The organism is Pseudomonas sp. HR96 (assembly GCF_034059295.1).
Lineage (GTDB): Bacteria > Pseudomonadota > Gammaproteobacteria > Pseudomonadales > Pseudomonadaceae > Aquipseudomonas.
Genome location: NZ_CP139141.1, coordinates 2,079,171 through 2,094,247, shown reverse-complemented (window position 1 = coordinate 2,094,247; position 15,077 = coordinate 2,079,171). Strand labels below are relative to the sequence as shown.

Here is a 15,077-nt window from a genome sequence, read left to right as displayed (position 1 = left end):
GGATTGGAATGCCGAGGAACCAAAGCAGTAATGAACGCATGATGTATCTCCTTGTTTGAACTGTGTTGTGACCGTTGGCGGAATCGCGGATCAGCGAATCGGTGCGGTGGCGGTTGGCGCCACATAACGCTCGCCATGACCCAGGTGGTCCACATCATGCCATTGCACGGCATCGCGGCGACGACCACCGTAGATAGCGGCGAAGCTGGCGACGAAAGCACCGATCAACAGCGAGATGAACGTCCACAGCGAAGCGTAGGCAGCGACCTTGGCGGCAGTGTCAGCAGCCTTCTGCGCAGCGACCTTGGCGTCTTCGGCAGCCTGGCGAGCCTGGCCGTAGACCTGGTCGACACGTTGTTCGGCCTGGGCCTGAGTCAGGTTGGTACGCTGGGCCACCAGTTGCGCCAGGTAGGCACGGTCATCACTGGCCAGTTGGCCACCGTTGGCCAGCGTCTTGGCGAAAATACGGGTCACGATGCCATGGGAAGCGTCATCGCTAACCGGTGCCGGACGGTTGTCACGGAACAGGGTGTCGACGAAGTAACCGTAGGGGTCGTTGCCCGAGCTGTTGGCTGCAGCGCCCGCAGCAGTCACCGCGCCGGAAGCGACATTGGCACCCGCCTGCACACCACCACCAATGGCGCTGCCAGCAGAGCTGACCACCAGCACGGTTGCCACCAGAGTCGCCACAGCCCAGGCCAGGAAGCCGTGAGCGGTATCGCGGAAGTACACCTCGTCACCGTGCATGTTGGCCCACTTGACCCGCAGACGGCCAGCCAGATAGCCACCCAGGCCAGAGGCGATGATTTGGGTCAACGCCAGCCAGATGATGGTCGAGATCCCCAGGGCCTTGGCGCTGGCGCCTTCGTTCGCCCATGGCGACACGGCGGAGAAACCAAGGCCGAAGCCCAGCAGTACAAGAATCAGCGAGAGCGCAGCGGCCCCCGCGGCGCCAGCGAAGATGGCCGCCCAGGAGACTCCTGAACGGCTTGAGCTTTCGGCGTGGGCAGAGCTAAGTGTTTCAGCTTGGGTGATCATTTTTGTGGTGCTCCCGGCAGTGAACAAAGGCAGGTTTTCCTTTACAAGAGCGTTATTGCACCGCTCATGCCAAACATTACAAAATATTTATTTCTTATAAATCATAGACCTACAAAAGCTTCCTGTCGGTGCCATCATGCAGACTGCCCGATAGGGCGCGCCGGTAACGTGCGTTCTGCATCGTTGAACTGCCGTCAGCCGTTACCCAGCGTGTCGCCACGCTGCGCCGGGTAGAACTCGCCGCTCAGGCGCTGGCCCTCCAGCCGTTCGCGCAGGGCCTGCTCGATGGCCGCTACAGCTTCGCGGTCCTCGATATGCGGCACCTGCAGCCAGATGCGGCGCACGTTCTGCTCGTGCGTGCCTTCGCTGAGCATGTCGTGGGTCACCACGGGCTGGCCACGCCACAGGCACAGGCCGTCGTCGGTATTCTCGACGTCGAGTGCGGCGTTGAGGTCCGCTACCCAGATCTCGCTGGCCGAGCTGAAATCGGTACGGGGGATGTCTGCGGCCTTGATCACTACTTTCATGACGTCTCCTGATGATTTGAGTGCACACTTGCACGTTGAGATACAACTTCAGAGGTCGCCAACGGGGCGCGAGTTCAGCCCGAAATCGGCCCGACCGCTTAGCCGTTCACTCCCCGCCGCCAGGAACCGCCTCCATGTCCACCGCACCGAAAGTCACCGACCATCTGCGCTTTCATCAGAACTACAAGCACCTGACCAGCACCTTTGGCACCGACACCTTCGCCCTCAAGGCCGAAGCCTTCGCGCGCTTCTTCGGCACGCCGACCTTTCTGGGCGCGCAGACCCTGGTGGTGGTGCTGTGGGTGGTGGCCAATGTCACCGGGCTGGTGCAGTTCGACGTCTATCCGTTCATCCTGCTCAACCTGGCGTTCAGCCTGCAGTCGGCCTACGCGGCGCCGCTGATCCTGCTGGCGCAGACGCGCCAGGCGGCGCGCGACAAGGCGCAAACCGAAGCCGATGCCCAGCACCGCGAGGACCTGGCCCAGGCCAATGCCCAGCGTCAGGAAGCGGCCGCCGCCACCAGCACACAACTGCTGGCCCTGCTGGAGCAGAACACTCGGTTGACGGAATTGACCCAGCAACTGACCCAGCGCGTCGAAGCGCTGACCGTGGAGATGCACGAACGCTTCATGGCAGTGCCGCGCAGCGGCCAATAAAGGCGCCGATCAGGTATATTCTGACGCCGGCAACCCCACCCTTCATCGATACGAGGATTACGCTCTTGGCTCACACGATTCTGGTGCTCAACGGCCCCAACCTGAACATGCTCGGCAAGCGCGAGCCGACCATCTACGGCCACGAAACCCTGGCCGACGTCGAGCAGCTGTGCGTCGAAGTGGGCAGCGGCCATGGCTTTGCGGTGCAATGCCTGCAGACCAACCATGAAGGCGTGATGATCGATCGCATCCACGCCGCGCGCGGCACGGTGGCCGGCATCGTCATCAACCCCGGCGCCTGGACCCACACCTCGGTGGCCATCCACGACGCCCTGGCCGCCGCCGAAGTCCCGGTGCTGGAGGTGCACATCTCCAACGTGCACAAGCGCGAAGCCTTCCGCCATCACTCCTATGTGTCGCTGGTGGCCGTCGGCGTGATCGCCGGGTTCGGCACCCATGGCTACAAGCTGGCGATCGACCATTTTGCCAAGTTGCTGAAGACTGCCTGACGCCTGCATCGCAGCTGTGGGGACTTCGTTGTGGGAGGGGCAGCGCCCCGAGCTTTTGATTCACACGTTCAAAAACTCGGCGGCCGTACCCCTCCCACTGCAAGCCTCCCTATAGTCCTCCCCACCCCCGCGCAATGGTATTCTTCTGCCCTCTCAATGGACTGCCGGTACGCCCGTGGACGCCAAGAAAACCGATCGAATCAAGCTCATCCAGCAGGCTCTGCAAGATCAGAAGGCCATTCATCTACGGGAAATGGCCGCGCTGCTCGAAGTGTCGGAAATGACCCTGCGCCGCGACCTCGGTCGGCACCCCGAACAGCTGCGCCTGCTCGGTGGCTACATTACCCGCGCCCATGACGACCCCGAGCCGGGTGACTACCGCGTCAGCGAGCAGGACGCCCGCCATGTCGAGGAAAAACGCCGCATCGGCAAGCTCGCGGCAGCCTTCATCCAGCCCGGCGACACGGTGTTTTTCGACTGTGGCACGACCATCCCGTTCGTGGTCGACTTCATTCCCGACGACCTCGAGTTCACCGCAGTGTGCAACTCCCTGAACGTACTGCTCAAGCTGCAGCAGAAGCCGCAGTGCAGCATCATCCTCTGTGGCGGTACCTTTCACCGCAAGAACCAGGTGTTCGAGAGCCATGCCGAGGCGAGCATTCTCGACGGTGTGCGACTGAGCTGGGCGTTCGTCTCGGCAGCCGGGGTAAGCCTGGATTTCGGCGTCACCTGCTTCAACTTCCACGAGGTGGAGGTCAAGCAGAAGGTCATCCGCCAGGCCCGGCAATCCATGCTGCTGGCCGACCACTCCAAGTTCGACGCGGTGCGCACCGCGCACTTCGGCGCCTTGGGCGACTTTCATTGCGTGGTCAGCGACAAGAAGATCCCGCGCGCCTACCGCGACGCCATCCTGGCCGGTGGCGCACAGCTGGTGGTCTAGGCCAGGGCCGCCTCAAGCGTGCGGCGCTCGCTGGGGCTGAGGTAGCCGGTGCTCAGGTTGAACCGGGCGCTGGCTCCAGGGGCCAGGCTGTGCACGTTTCCCTTGGCCTGCTCGGCGCGGTAGCCCTCCGGCTCGCAGGTGGCTGGCAGGACGAACGCCGCCACCTGCTGATCGGCGTTGTGTAGCACCCAGCGCGCGGCATGCTCGAACTGCTGCGGGCTGTAGCGGGTATAGAAGGCTGCGCCGTCCGGGTGCTCGAGCAGAAAATGCGCCTGGCCGTCGGCGTCGCTGCGTACCTGGTCGAAGAAGCAGACGATTTCCGGGTCGTACAACTGCGGCGAATCAAGCACCTGCAGCCCCTCGGGGTCGGCGGTGAGTTCTTCCATATAGGCGCTCCAGGCCGGGGTCGGGCGCACATGGGCCGGCACGCTGCTGCGCACCCGGGTGCGGGCGCAGCCCAATGGCTGGCTCATGCTCCCGCCTGGGACGTAGGCGTAGTTCATGTGCGCCATGTACATCAGGTCCATGGGTTTGCCAGCCAGGTTGACCACCTGCAGGGCGATCTCGAACAGCCCGCTGGCCGCGCGCAGCGTCACACTGGGACTGGCCCGGTAGTGATCGCCGAAACCCTGCACATACTCGTAATCGCCACCCAGGCGCAGCCAGGCGCCCTGCTCGTCTTCGCCGGCCTGCAGCCAGGCGCTGTCCATGGGCGCGCAGGGCATCTCGCCGTGCAGCGGGTGATCGTCTTCGGGCGCCGGGCAGCCGTTGCGCAGCAAACCGCTGTGGAACATGAAGCAGCCGTAGGTGCCGATGACCGTGGCGCTGGGCCGCGGCTGGCTGAACATGTTGTGCATGGTCAGGTTGCAGCCATCGAACTCGGCGGCCCAGATCATTTGCCCTTGCCAGGGCAGCACCACCAACCGGCCGCGGGCGTTTTCCAGCGACAGCGCCTTGACCCCGCTGGGGTAGGTCCAGGCGCGCACGCTGAAGTGCGCTGATTCCAGCACGACGCGCGGCGCCTGGCCGAAGTCCTGCGGGTACAACGGGATGCGCAGCGAGTCGCCGCCTGCCCCGCTCATTGCGCGGCCACCGCGGCGCCCGCCAGCGCCCGCGCCTGTGGCTGACGCATGCAGCGCACGGCATAGGCCAGGATGACCACGAAGCACAGCAGCGGCACGCTGTAGGCGATCTGCATGTTGCCCCCACTGGCATCGCTGAGCAGGCCTTGGAAGATCGGCAGCACGCCGCCGCCGACAATGCTCATCACCAGCAGCGAGCCACCCACCCCGGTGTCTTCACCCAGGCCATCGATGGTCAGGCCGTAGATGGTCGGCCAGCAGGGCCCGAGGAAAATGCTTACGCCCACCGCGGCATACACGGCGGAAATGTTCGGCACCAGGATGGTATAGGCCAGCAGCACGATGCTCAGCACGCTGTACAAGGCCAGCACCCGCGCCGGATGCATCCTGCGCATCAGCAGGTTGGCGACCATCTTGCCGACGAAGTAGGCGGCAAAGGTGGTCAACAGGAACCACGAGGCGCTGCGCTCGTTCATGCCGCCCATCTGCATGGCCAGGCGAATGGTGAAGCTCCATACGCCGACCTGCGCGCCTACATACAGAAACTGCGCCAGCACGCCGAAGCAGAACCGCGGGTTGCGCCGCAGGCGGCCAAGGCTCTCGCCGATGCTGGCGCGCTTTTCGCTGGCCTGGCGGTTGCCTTTGCACGCCGGGAAGCGGGTGATGGCGATCAGGATGAACATCAGCACCAGCACCGCGATCATCCATTTGTACGGCAGCAGGGTCGACTGGATCATCTGCAACTGCTGCACCGCCGCATCGCTGGCGCTCATCCGGGTCAACTGCTCTCGGGTGGCGTCGGTGTCCTTGAACATCACGAAGCTGCCGACGTACACACCCGTCATGGCGCCGAACGGGTGGAAGGTCTGCGAGATATTCAGGCGCCGCGTCCCAGTTTCCCGTGGCCCCATCAGCGTCGAGTAGGTGTTGCAAGCCGTTTCCAGAAACGACAGGCCGGCAGCGATGACGAACAGCGCCATCAGGAACATCCCGTACTTGGCGGTGGAGGCTGCGGGGAAGAACAGCGTGCACCCGAACAGGTACAGCAACAGGCCGATCAGGATGGTGGTCTTGTAGCTGAAGCGGCGGACCACCAGCGCGGCCGGGATGGCCACGAAGAAGTAGCCCAGGTAGAACGCCGACTGCACGAAGGCGGTCTGGAAATCACTGAGCAGGAAGGCTTTCTTGAAGTGGGCGATGAGCACGTCATTCATGCTCGCCGCCGCCGCCCACAGGGCGAAGATGCAGCACAGCAGGATGAAGGCGAACCAGGGCGTGCGGTTCAGGTAGAACCCGTCCGGGGTGTGTTGCAACGCAGGCTTGTTCATTATTGTTCTCCGCGAAAGGCTGGGAAAGTCAGGCTCGAAGGTCAGGCCGAGTGAGCCAGCTTGAACCGCGCAAAGGTTTGCGCATCCGGGTAGGAAGATTGCGTGCCAAGCCCGGTGACCGAGCAGGCGGAATAGGCCACCGCTTGCTGCATGGCCCGGCGGATGTCGCCGTCCTCGCTCCAGTGATGGGCGAAGCAACCGATGAAGGCGTCTCCGGCGCCCGTGGTGTCAAGCGCTTGGACGCGCTGGCCCGGCACGTGCCACTCGCCCTGCTCGCCAACATACAAGGCGCCCTGCTCGCCCAGGGTAACGATGACGTGGCGCACGCCTTCGGCGACCAGGCTGCGCGCGGCCCGAGCCGCCGCTTCGGGCGACGCCACTGGCTGGCCGCTGAGCAGCGCCAGCTCGCTCTCGTTGGGAATCAGGAAGTCCAGCAGGGCCAGATGCTCGCGGCTCAGGGCCGCCACCGCCGGAGCCGGGTTGAGCAGCACCGGGATGGTGTGGCGATGGGCGAATTCGATGGCGTGGTAGACCGTGGCAGGTTCGATTTCCAACTGCAGCACGATCAGCCGGCATTCGCGCAGCAACGGCTCGGCGCGGTCGATATCGGCGCCAGTCAAGTGGGCATTGGCGCCTTTGACGATGAGAATGCTGTTGTGCGAGTCGGCCTGCACGAAGATCGGCGCTACGCCGCTGGACACGCCCGGCACGCGCTCGACGAAGCGGCTGTCGATGCCCAGGCGGCGAAAGTTGGCCAGCGTGGTGTCGGCGAAGGCGTCGTCGCCGACCTTGCTGATCATCAGCACGTCGGCGCCGAGCAACGCAGCCGCGGCCGCCTGATTGGCGCCCTTGCCGCCGCAGCCCATGGCGAAACGGGGCGCTTCGAGGGTTTCGCCCTGGGCGGGCATGCGCTCGATATAGGTAATCAAGTCGACCATGTTGCTGCCGATGACTGCGATCCTGCTCATTGTGGTCATGCCCTCTAGCGCGCCGGCCAACGGGCTGGCGCTTTTTATTTTTGTTATTTAAATAACATTCGGTGTGATTATTCAATCTTTATTTGTCAGCAACTGGTCCGTTGGCCGGCCGGTGCGGCGCGCAACTCCCTTAAATGCAGGACGAACCAGTGCCCAACGGCACCGGTCAACTACTCTGGTAGAGCGACAGGGCACAGTCGTCGTCCGGCATGACCAGTACGACGGTTGTCGCGGTCCCTGGCGCCTGTCAGGATCTCCGGTCCCCGGCCCGCCGGGACGCGGGCGTCCATCACTCGTCAGCCAGAACAGGCAGCCAAAACAGGGCGGCCAAAAACAGGGAGTTGCACTACATGTCCGAAGAAGGCCAAGGTTCCACCGAGCATCCGACCACCGTGGGCGAAGGTCATGTGCTCAGTGAGGTACGCAACCGCATCGGCCATCTGACGCTCAATCGCCCGGCCGGCCTGAACGCCTTGACCCTCGACATGGTGCGCACGCTGCGCAGGTGCCTGGATGCCTGGGCCGACGACCCCCACATCCAGGCCGTGCTGCTCAGCGGCAACGGTGAGCGGGCCTTCTGCGCCGGCGGCGACATTCGCTCGCTGTACGACAGCTACCAGGCCGGCGACAGCCTGCACACCGACTTCTTCGTCGAGGAGTACGCCCTGGACCTTGCCCTGCACAACTACCGCAAGCCGGTGGTGGTGCTGATGGACGGCCTGACCCTGGGCGGTGGCATGGGCCTGGCGCAGGCGGCGGACCTGCGCATCGTCACCGAGCGCAGTCGCCTGGCGATGCCCGAGGTGGGCATCGGCTACTTCCCGGATGTCGGCGGCAGCTACTTCCTGCCGCGCCTGCCCGGGGAGCTGGGCATCTACCTGGGCGTGACCGGGGTGCAGATCGAGGCCGCCGACGCCTTGTACTGCGGCCTGGCCAACTGGTTCGTCGACTCCGATCGGCTGGCCACCCTGCACGAGCGGCTGGCGCGGATCGTCTGGACCGATTACCCGCTCAAGGACCTGCAAAGCGTGCTCGCCCGCCTCGGCGTGCAGGTGCTGCCCGAGCCACCGCTGGACAAACTGCGCCAGCCCATCGACCACTATTTCGCCCTGCCGGACATCGCCAGCATGATCGAGCAGTTGCACACCGTGGCCATCGGCGACAGCCAGCCCTGGGCGCGCGCCACCGCGCAGCTGATGCGCGGGCGCTCGCCCCTGGCCATGTCGGTGACCCTGGAGATGCTGCGCCGCGGCCGGCAGATGTCGCTGGACGAATGTTTCGATATGGAGCTGCAACTGGATCGCCAATGGTTTGCCCATGGCGACTTCATCGAGGGGGTGCGCGCCCTGCTGATCGACAAGGACAAGAGCCCACGCTGGAACCCACCGACCGTGCAGGAATTGAAGCCGGAACGGGTCGATGCGTTCTTCGCCTGGGAAGCCTGAATGGGTGGTCGGTCAGCCGAGGTCGCAGACCCAGAGTTCCAGCGCCGGGCTCTGCTCGCTCGGCGGCCCCAGCCAATGCGCCAAATCATGGCAGACGCCCGTCTGGCAGATCTGGTAGTCACCGGCTGCCGGGCTGCGTGCCAGGCGCAGCACATCCAGGTGCAACCCTGGCGCATAGTGCCAGCGCCCGCGGGACCAGCGGGCATCGGCAGGAATTTCCATCCCCGCCCCGCTGCCTTCGACCCGCGCCCGGGCCAGCAGCAGCTGCCGGCCCTGCACCTGGTAATCCTCCTCCCAGCGCAGCTTCTCGACGCTGTGCTGCCAGCCGAGAGTGAACTCGGCCTCCGGCAGCTGCGCCCAGATCACCCCAGCCAGGCCCAGGCACACGCCGATCATGCTGGCACTCGTGCCTGGCCTCGCGCACGCCAGAAGTGCTGGGCGATCAGCAGCGCCGCCAGAACGAAGCCCAGCGCGTCGCTCCAGGGCAGTGCCACCACCAGGCTAACGCCGACCAGCAGGCCGAGCAGCCGCTCCCAGCGGCGTAACGGCTGCAGCAGATAGCCGGTGAACACGGCGCCCCACAGGCCGATGGCCAGTGCCGCCTTGAGCAGCACATACAGCACCGCCAGCACCCCGCCGCCCTGCAGCATCAGCGCCGGCTCGTACACCGCCATGAACGGCACGACAAACCCGGCCAACGCGATGCGTACCGCCCACAGGCTAATCTTCAGGCCCCTCTCCTTGGCGATCGGCGCAGCTGCGAAGCAGGCCAGCGCCACCGGTGGCGTGAGGTCGGCGAGGATGCCGAAATAGAACACGAACATGTGCGACACCAGCATCGGCACGCCCAGTTCCAACAACGCCGGGGCGGCGATCGAGCTGGTGATGATGTAGTTGGGAATGGTCGGGATGCCCATGCCCAGCACCAGGCAGGTGAGCATGGTCAGCAGCAGCGAAAGGAACAGGCTCTGCTCGCCAATGGCCAGGATGAAGCCGGCAAACGACGAAGCCACGCCGGTCAGCGACACCACGCCGATGATCACCCCCACCAATGCACAGGCGACGCCCACCGGCACCACATGGCGTGCGCCTTCGACCAGGGCCTGCAGGCATAGGCGCAGGGTCGCGTGGGAGCCCTTGTGCCAGGCGCACAGGCCGATCAGGCCAGCGATCACCGCAAACACCACCGCGATGCCCAGCTGGAAGAACGCCGTGCACAGCAGGCCCAGGGCAACCCAGAAGGCGCAGCGCAGCTTGAACGCCGAGACCCTCAGGGCCACCGCCGAGCCGAGCACGACGATGGCGGTCAGCGCCAGGCCAACGGTGCCGGCGAACAGCGGCGTGTGCCCGGAAAACAGCAGGTAGACGAGGATGCCCAGCGGAATCAGCAGGTACCAGCGCTGGCGCACCGCCGCCCAGGGGTCGGGGCACTGCGCCTTGGGCAGGCCGCTGAGACCGGCCCGGCGAGCCTCCAGGTGCACCATCCAGAACACCGAAGCGAAGTACAGCAAGGCCGGCAACAGCGCCGCCTTGGCCACCTCGACGAAAGGCACGTTGAGGGTTTCGGCCATGATGAACGCCACGGCGCCCATCACCGGCGGCATCAGCTGGCTGCCCATGCTCGCCGTAGCCTCGACCCCGCCGGCAAAGCCGGCGCCATAACCGAAGCGCTTCATCAACGGGATGGTGAACTGGCCGGTGGTGACCACGTTGGCCACCCCGGAACCGGTGATGGTGCCCATCAGCGCCGAGGACACCACCGAAACCTTGGCCGGGCCGCCGACCTTATGCCCGAACAGGCCCATGGCAAAGTCGGTGAACAGCTTGATCATGCCGGCCTGCTCGAGAAACGCGCCGAACAGAATGAACAGGAAAATGTAGGTCGCTGAAACGTAGGTCGGTGTGCCGTAAAAGCCTTCGGTACCGAAGGCCAGCTGGTTGACCAGTTGATCGAGATCGTACCCGCGATGGGCGAGGTCGCCGGGCAGGTGCTGCCCGAGCAGTGCGTAGGCCAGGAACAGCGCGCAGATGCTGGGCAGCGCCAGCCCCATCAGGCGCCGCGCCGCTTCGAACACCAGCACGCACAGGACCAGGCCGACGGCCATGTCGGCCTCGGTCAGGTCACCGGAGCGCTGGATCAGTTCGCCCTCATACACCCATTGGTAACCGGCGGTCACCAGTGCGGCCGCAGCCAGCATCCAGCTAGCGACACGCGCCAGCGGACGTTGCCCGGGGGCCGGCAGCGCCAGGTACACCATCAGCAACAGAAAGCCGACGTGCACCGCCCGCAGCACCTGGCTGGAAAGGGGATGAAAAGCTGCGGTGACGATCTGGAACAGGGAGAAGGCAATGGCCACCGCGAACAGCGTTCGCGTCCATGGCGGTGACTCGGTGGCGGTGATCTGCGCTTGGCTCATGCTCACAGCGCCCCGATTTCTTCATAGAAACGCCGGGCACCGGGGTGCAGTTCGATGGGCAGATTGGCGGCGGCATGCTTGACATCGATGTCCTTGACCGCCGAATGCGCGCTGCCCAGGCGCGGCAGGTTGTCGAACATCAGGCGGGTCATCTGGTAGGCCAGCTCGTCGGAGACGCCGCTGTGGCTGACGAGGATGTTGCTGATGGCCACGGTTGGCACGTCGGCGTCCTGGCCGTCGTAGGTGCCGGCCGGGATTGGCAGCGCCTGGTAGGCCGGGTTGTCGATGGCAGCCACCACCTCGGCGGGGATCGGCACGAAACGGATCGGCACGCTGGCGGCCAGGTCACGAATGGCCGCCATGCCCAGCCCCGAGGACTGCAAGGTGGCGTCCAGCTGGCGGTTCTTGATCAGCTCGACCGACTCGGCATAGGCGAGAAACTGCACCTGGCCCATGTCGGCGTAGCTCAGGCCTGCGGCGGCGAGAATGGCCCGGGCGTTGAGCTCGGTGCCGGACTTGGGCGCGCCGACGGAGATGCGCTTGCCCTTGAGGTCGGCCAGGGTGGTGATGCCCGACTGCTCGCTGGCGACGATCTGGATGTAGTTGGGGTAGGCGCTGGCGATCGCCCGCAGCTTGTCCAGTGGCTGCTTGAAACCGGCCTCCGCGACCCCGCGGCTGGCATCGCCCACCGAGTCGGCCAGTGCCAGGGCCAGTTCACCACGGCCGCTCTGCAGCAGGTTGAGGTTTTCGACCGAGGCCTTGGTAGCCTGCACCGAGACCTTCACCCCGTCGATATGCTGGCCGTAGATCTGCGACAGGCCGACGCCGATCGGGTAATACACCCCACTGGTGCCGCCGGTGAGGATGTTGACGAAGCTGGGGTTGGCCTGGGCGGCAACGCTACTGCCGAACAGAGCCAGGGCAGCCATCAGGCCAAGGCGCTTGCGCCGGGTCGTGCTGTTCATCGAATTCTGCTCTCTGACTGATCATGGACGGCCACCCCCCGAATGAATCGATCAGGGCGGCCGACGCAGAGCTATAGCAGGAATGTCAGATGCGCCAAAGCACGGAAATATGTTGTTAAATTCTTTGAACGGCGAGATTTGTAGGAAAATTCCGACGATCCTGTAGGAAATTCGTCCGACAATGTGGCTAGCCAGCGGAAAGTGGGATGCTATCCAATCGGATTTTTCCGAAGACGGTGCTGGGTTGAGAAATATTTGGAATGAATTTTAGGTTCAATATGGCCACCACCGGCCATGACTGAATTTCAGGACAGACGTGGGAGGGGCAAAGCCCCGAGAGGCCGCCAGGCCGGTTTGATCTTCCTGGCGCCCGCCGAAATGTCCAATATGGCCACCACCGGCCGCCCGTGCGGCCATGATTGAATCTCAGGACAGACGTGGGAGGGGCAAAGCCCCGAGAGGCCGCCAGGCCGGTGTGATCTTCCTGGCGCCTGGCGATAGGTCCAATATGGCCACCACCGGCCGCGCGCGCGGCCTATCGCGGGCTTCGCGCGCTCCCACGTTTGTTTCCATTTTTATGCATTCAATGGCATCGCCTATGAGCGCTTTGGATCTTCGACGATAGACCGCCAGGCACCCAGGCGGTCATAGGTGATGCATCTGGATGCATACGCCCGAAACAAATGTGGGAGCGCGCGAAGCCCGCGATAGGCCGGTGGTGGTCGTGATCGAAATCCAGGTCAGGCCCTGGATCTGATCGAAGATCAAACCGGCCTGCGGCCTCTCGGGGGCTTTGCCCCCTCCCACGTCGAAGGCGCAACCCCCCACGACGTGGGAGGGGCATGGCCCCGAGAGGCCGCCAGGCCGTTTTGATCTTCCTGGCGCCTGGCGATAGGTCCAATATGGCCACCACCGGCCGCCCGTGCGGCCTATCTCGGGCTTCGCACGCTCCCACGTTTGTTTCGATTTTTATGCATTCAATGGCATCGCCTATGAGCGCTTTGGATCTTCGACGATAGGCCGCCAGACACCCAGGCGGTCATAGGTGATGCATCTGGATGCATACGCCCGAAACAAATGTGGGAGCGCGCGAAGCCCGCGATAGGCCGGTGGTGGTCGTGATCGAAATCCAGGTCAGGCCCTGGATCTGATCGAAGATCAAACCGGCCTGCGGCCTCTCGGGGGCTTTGCCCCCTCCCACGTCGAAGGCGCAACACCCCACGACGTGGGAGGGGCATGGCCCCGAGAGGCCGCCAGGCCGGTTTGATCTTCCTGGCGCCGCCGAAATGTCCAATATGGCCACCACCGGCCGCCCGTGCGGCCTATCGCGGGCTTCGCGCGCTCCCACGTTTGTTTCGATTTTTATGCATTCAATGGCATCGCCTATGAGCGCTTTGGATCTTCGACGATAGACCGCCAGGCACCCAGGCGGTCATAAGTGATGCATCTGCATGCATACGCCCGAAACAAATGTGGGAGCGCGCGAAGCCCGCGATAGGCCGGTGGTGGTCGTGATCGAAATCCAGGTCAGGCCCTGGATCTGATCGAAGATCAAACCGGCCTGCGGCCTCTCGGGGGCTTTGCCCCCTCCCACGTCGAAGGCGCAACACCCCACGACGTGGGAGGGGCATGGCCCCGAGAGGCCGCCAGGCCGGTGTGATCTTCCTGGCGCCTGGCGATAGGTCCAATATGGCCACCACCGGCCGCCCGTGCGGCCTATCGCGGGCTTCCCCCGCTCCCACGTTTGTTTCGATTTTTATGCATTCAATGGCATCGCCTATGAGCGCTTTGGATCTTCGACGATAGGCCGCCAGACACCCAGGCGGTCATAGGTGATGCATCTGGATGCATACGCCCGAAACAAATGTGGGAGCGCGCGAAGCCCGCGATAGGCCGGTGGTGGTCGTGATCGAAATCCAGGTCAGGCCCTGGATCTGATCGAAGATCAAACCGGCCTGCGGCCTCTCGGGGGCTTTGCCCCCTCCCACGTCGAAGGCGCAACACCCCACGACGTGGGAGGGGCATGGCCCCGAGAGGCCGCCAGGCCGGTTTGATCTTCCTAGCGCCCGCCGAAATGTCCAATATGGCCACCACCGGCCGCCCGTGCGGCCTATCGCGGGCTTCGCGCGCTCCCACGTTTGTTTCGATTTTTATGCATTCAATGGCATCGCCTATGAGCGCTTTGGATCTTCGACGATAGACCGCCAGGTGGTGGTCGTGATCGAAATCCAGGTCAGGCCCTGGATCTGATCGAAGATCAAACCGGCCTGCGGCCTCTCGGGGGCTTTGCCCCCTCCCACGTCGAAGGCGCAACACCCCACGACGTGGGAGGGGCATGGCCCCGAGAGGCCGCCAGGCCGGTTTGATCTTCCGAGCGCCTGGCGAAATGTCCAATATGGCCACCACCGGCCGCCCGCGCGGCCTATCGCGGGCTTCGCACGCTCCCACGTTTGTTTCGATTTTTATGCATTCAATGGCATCGCCTATGAGCGCTTTGGATCTTCGACGATAGGCCGCCAGGCACCCAGGCGGTCATAGGTGATGCATCTGGATGCATACGCCCGAAACAAATGTGGGAGCGCGCGAAGCCCGCGATAGGCCGCGCGGGCGGCCGGTGGTGGCCATGATTGAATCCCAAGGCAGCCGCTGCTACCCCTATTGGACATCGCACCCAGCCCGATCCTGAGCCCTACTCAGGGCGCCAACCCCTCCAGTGCCTGGCTCAGCTGCTGGGCATCGGAGAACTTCTGCTCGTGCACCACCTGGCCGTTCTTCAATTCCAGCCACTGCACGGTGTCGCGGTCGCCGGCGTATCGGGGGGCGACGCGGCCGGTCTGGTCGAGCAAGATGCGGTACCTGGCCGAGCGCATGGCCGGTACGGCGAAAGCCTTGGCGATGGCTGGCATCTTCTCGATGTCGGCCACATAGATGGTGTGGCGCGCTTCCAGGTAGCCGGCCGGGCGGGTTTCCAGGGCGGCATTGACCAATTTGGCGGTTGACATGCTGCGTGCCACCAGCAACACGTGGGCCTGATCGTCCAGGGTGTAGGCCTTGTCGAACTGGTCGAGCAGGGTCCAGGGCGCCGTCGCCGGGGCGGAGTCCTCGGCGCAGGCCAGGGTGGGCAACAGGGCAAGCAGCAACAGCGAGAGACAACGCGTCATGGCGGGCGACCGGCGGTTCAAAGGCCCCAACC

At 64.4% G+C, this 15,077-nt stretch carries 13 protein-coding genes; 4 read left to right on the top strand and 9 right to left on the bottom strand.

The window, feature by feature from the left end:
- Positions 1-90 precede the first annotated feature (90 nt).
- Both SFA35_RS09710 and SFA35_RS09705 read right to left on the bottom strand, forming a co-directional pair.
- Complete coding sequence (locus SFA35_RS09710) at positions 91-1,038, bottom strand: hypothetical protein (protein WP_320577689.1); 948 nt, start codon at positions 1,036-1,038, stop codon at positions 91-93.
- A 194-nt stretch (positions 1,039-1,232) separates the two neighbouring features.
- Positions 1,233-1,565: a hypothetical protein gene (locus SFA35_RS09705; RefSeq protein ID WP_320577685.1), complete on the bottom strand. Its 333-nt coding sequence runs from the start codon at positions 1,563-1,565 to the stop codon at positions 1,233-1,235.
- Between the two features lie 134 nt (positions 1,566-1,699).
- Between SFA35_RS09705 and SFA35_RS09700 the strand changes: the two genes are divergently transcribed.
- The 3 genes from SFA35_RS09700 to deoR all read left to right on the top strand — a co-directional run bounded on the left by SFA35_RS09700 (position 1,700) and on the right by deoR (position 3,670).
- Positions 1,700-2,221 carry a DUF1003 domain-containing protein gene (locus SFA35_RS09700; RefSeq protein ID WP_320577683.1) on the top strand — a complete coding sequence of 174 codons (522 nt, stop codon included), beginning with the start codon at positions 1,700-1,702 and terminating at the stop codon, positions 2,219-2,221.
- A 65-nt stretch (positions 2,222-2,286) separates the two neighbouring features.
- Positions 2,287-2,730 carry a type II 3-dehydroquinate dehydratase gene (aroQ, locus tag SFA35_RS09695; protein ID WP_320577681.1) on the top strand — a complete coding sequence of 148 codons (444 nt, stop codon included), beginning with the start codon at positions 2,287-2,289 and terminating at the stop codon, positions 2,728-2,730.
- A gap of 175 nt (positions 2,731-2,905) precedes the next feature.
- Entirely contained in the window at positions 2,906-3,670 is a 765-nt protein-coding gene (gene deoR / locus SFA35_RS09690; RefSeq protein WP_320577678.1) for a DNA-binding transcriptional repressor DeoR, read from the top strand.
- Here deoR and SFA35_RS09685 read toward each other — a convergent pair.
- From SFA35_RS09685 to rbsK, 3 genes are read right to left on the bottom strand one after another with little or no spacing between them, the layout of a single operon-like run.
- Complete coding sequence (locus SFA35_RS09685; RefSeq protein ID WP_320577676.1) at positions 3,667-4,752, bottom strand: aldose 1-epimerase family protein; 1,086 nt, start codon at positions 4,750-4,752, stop codon at positions 3,667-3,669. The genes deoR and SFA35_RS09685 overlap by 4 nt on opposite strands.
- A complete protein-coding gene (gene fucP, locus SFA35_RS09680; protein ID WP_320577674.1) occupies positions 4,749-6,080 on the bottom strand; it encodes an L-fucose:H+ symporter permease in 1,332 nt (443 codons plus the stop codon). The genes SFA35_RS09685 and fucP overlap by 4 nt, the downstream gene beginning before the upstream one ends.
- A gap of 41 nt (positions 6,081-6,121) precedes the next feature.
- Positions 6,122-7,048 carry a ribokinase gene (gene rbsK / locus SFA35_RS09675; protein ID WP_320577673.1) on the bottom strand — a complete coding sequence of 309 codons (927 nt, stop codon included), beginning with the start codon at positions 7,046-7,048 and terminating at the stop codon, positions 6,122-6,124.
- A 359-nt stretch (positions 7,049-7,407) separates the two neighbouring features.
- Between rbsK and SFA35_RS09670 the strand changes: the two genes are divergently transcribed.
- Positions 7,408-8,502, top strand: a complete 1,095-nt coding sequence (locus tag SFA35_RS09670; RefSeq protein WP_320577671.1) for an enoyl-CoA hydratase/isomerase family protein — start codon at positions 7,408-7,410, stop codon at positions 8,500-8,502.
- 12 nt (positions 8,503-8,514) lie between these two features.
- Here SFA35_RS09670 and SFA35_RS09665 read toward each other — a convergent pair whose 3' ends face one another.
- From SFA35_RS09665 to SFA35_RS09650, 4 genes are all read right to left on the bottom strand, one after another.
- Positions 8,515-8,898, bottom strand: a complete 384-nt coding sequence (locus SFA35_RS09665) for a DUF1850 domain-containing protein (protein ID WP_320577666.1) — start codon at positions 8,896-8,898, stop codon at positions 8,515-8,517.
- Positions 8,895-10,919, bottom strand: coding sequence for a TRAP transporter permease (locus SFA35_RS09660; protein ID WP_320577664.1), 2,025 nt, complete (start codon positions 10,917-10,919; stop codon positions 8,895-8,897). Before SFA35_RS09660 ends, SFA35_RS09665 begins: the two co-directional genes overlap by 4 nt.
- A gap of 2 nt (positions 10,920-10,921) precedes the next feature.
- A complete protein-coding gene (locus SFA35_RS09655) occupies positions 10,922-11,884 on the bottom strand; it encodes a TAXI family TRAP transporter solute-binding subunit (protein WP_320577662.1) in 963 nt (320 codons plus the stop codon).
- 2,693 nt (positions 11,885-14,577) lie between these two features.
- Positions 14,578-15,045, bottom strand: a complete 468-nt coding sequence (locus tag SFA35_RS09650; RefSeq protein ID WP_320577660.1) for a hypothetical protein — start codon at positions 15,043-15,045, stop codon at positions 14,578-14,580.
- Between the last annotated feature and the right edge of the window lie 32 nt (positions 15,046-15,077).